The organism is Actinomyces israelii DSM 43320 (assembly GCF_000711965.1).
In the GTDB taxonomy this organism is placed as follows: Bacteria; Actinomycetota; Actinomycetes; order Actinomycetales; family Actinomycetaceae; genus Actinomyces; species Actinomyces israelii.
The window spans coordinates 1-2,234 of record NZ_JONS01000093.1 but is presented as its reverse complement, the minus strand read 5'-3'; the positions used below and the strand labels follow the sequence as shown (position 1 = coordinate 2,234).

At 74.0% G+C, this 2,234-nt stretch carries 1 protein-coding gene; it reads right to left on the bottom strand.

The annotated features are described in order from the left end of the window. Nucleotides 1–2,234 (bottom strand): DUF4011 domain-containing protein (locus O145_RS15155; protein ID WP_324252513.1); only part of this gene is annotated, 2,234 nt, incomplete at both ends.

Sequence of the window (2,234 nt, the reverse complement as noted above, 5' to 3'; positions counted from 1 at the left end):
CGCCGCCGCTCAGGCAGCGGTCCAGGATCGAGCCGCTCTCGCGGCGGTCCGCGCCCTCCAGGTCCTCGCCGGACCTGGAGGCGCCCGGCACGGGGGCGGGCGGCATCTGCTTGGGGTCCCCGACGACGACCACCGACTGCCCGCGCCCCATGGCCCCCACGGCCCCGGCCACCGTGATCTGGGAGGCCTCGTCGAACACGACGACGTCCACGTAGCGGCGGTCGGACGGGAAGAAGCGCGCGGCCGAGTCCGGGGAGACCAGGAGGCACGGGGTGATGGCCACCACGAGGTCCCAGTAGGAGTCGATCAGGCCCCGCACGTTCAGGGTCCCCCGGCGGCGGTTGAGCTCGCGTCGCAGCTCCTCGGTGCGCGGGCCGGCCTCGCGCAGAATCCGGTCGCGGCGGGAGAGGACGACGTCCAGCAGCTCGGGGGTCAGGGCCTTGCGCAGCCGCTCCTGGGTGCGCCGGTAGTCCGCGAGCAGCTGGGCGTGGACGGCCGGGTCGAAGGCATCCAGCCCGGTCTCGCGGGCCCGGGCCTCGAAGGCGGAGCGGGCCCGCTCGACCTCGCCCTGGTCGCTCTCGGCATCGCGCGTCTGCGCCGTCCCGTTGTCGTCGGTCTCGGCGTCGCGCGCCTCAATGAGCTCCTGGCACGCCCGGTAGTAGGAGAAGCCGTCCCGCGGCGCGTGCAGCCCCTCTCGGTACTCCCCCAGGCGCGTCCGGAGGCCGGACAGCTCCCGGCGCAGCGCATCAGGGTCGTCGGCGGCCGCGTCGGGCCCGGGCGCCCGCAGATCGAGCGCGCGCCGCAGGTCCCGGTAGATCTCGGCCGGCTTCATGCTGTTGTCGTGGAGGTTGAGCAGCAGGTCCCCGATGCCCGCCTCGTCTCGCAGGCGGCGGGCGACGACGTCGAGCGTCGTGGCCTTCTCCGCCGCGAACATGACGGTCTTCCCCATGGCCAGGGCCCGGAAGATGAGGTTGGCGACGGTCTGGGACTTGCCGGTCCCGGGCGGCCCCTCGACCACGAGGCTGCGCCCGGCCATGGCGTCGGCGACCACCCGTGCCTGGTCGGAGTCGGCGACCAGCGGCAGGTTCTGGGCGACCTCGTCGTTGTCCCCCACGGGCTCGTCCCGCGCCGGCTCCACGAAGATGGAGCCAGGGGCCTTCAGGAGGTGGCCGACCAGCGGGTTGGAGGTGATGGTCGGCCAGTCCTCCTCCAGGTCCTGGCGCATCCGGTAGGTGGAGAAGCGGAACATGCCCAGGCACACGGAGGGCTCGACGACGACGCCGCGGCGGCCCGACGCGCGCAGCCGGTGACGCAGGCTCTCCAGGGTGGCCTTGATGTCGATGCCGTGCCCGTCGCGCACGGGCGCGCGCAGCTCGACCAGGTCGATGCCGGTGTCGGCCTTGAAGCGGGCCAGCAGGGAGTGGTTGGGGGTCGAGGCCTCGGCCTCGTCCAGGACGATCCCGTAGGTCTCCTCGTCGGCCTGCTCCAGGTTGACGGGGATGAGGATGAGCGGTGAGCGCACCCAGTAGCCGTCGATGCACCACGTGAGGGAGCCGATGGTCAGGTAGAGGTTGTTCGCCCCGGTCTCCACCAGGGTCGTGCGGGCGGAGGCGGCCATGGCCCGCAGGCGCTGCGCGCACTCCTTGCCGGAGAGGTTGACGTGGACCTCCCGCTGCTCGGTCAGCAGCGCGGCCCGCTCCTCGGCATCCGCGGCGCTGTAGGGGTCCGGGCGCAGGGTCACCAGGTCCCCGGCGTTGACAATGTCCTCGAGCCGGCCGAGGAGGTCGGGCTCCACCATCAGCTCCACGACATCGCGCAGCGGGCGGTTGATGAGGGGGTTGCGCCGAGACAGGTCGAGCAGGTTCCTCTTCCACTCCTCGACGGCGGGCGGGGCGGGGAGGGCCTCGGCGGCGGGCGGGGCGGACTCGCCATCGGCGGACGGCCGGTCGGCGTCCGGGGCCGCGGGCCCGCCGCCGTCGCGCGCCTCCGGGCGGGCCGGCGCGACAAGCTCGACGACGACGTCGTCATCGTCGCGGTCCAGCAGGGGCTGCGGGGCGGCGCCATCGGCCCGGGCGACGTCCACGGGGACGGCGAGGGTCAGGTCGGGCAGCGTCTCCAGCGCGACGCTGCGCACCGTGTCGGGCAGCTCGTGGAGGACGGCGACCGCCGCGCCGACCGCCAGGTCCGGGTCGATCATGCCCATGACGCCGCGGCGGATGAGGTCGGCGGCCTCC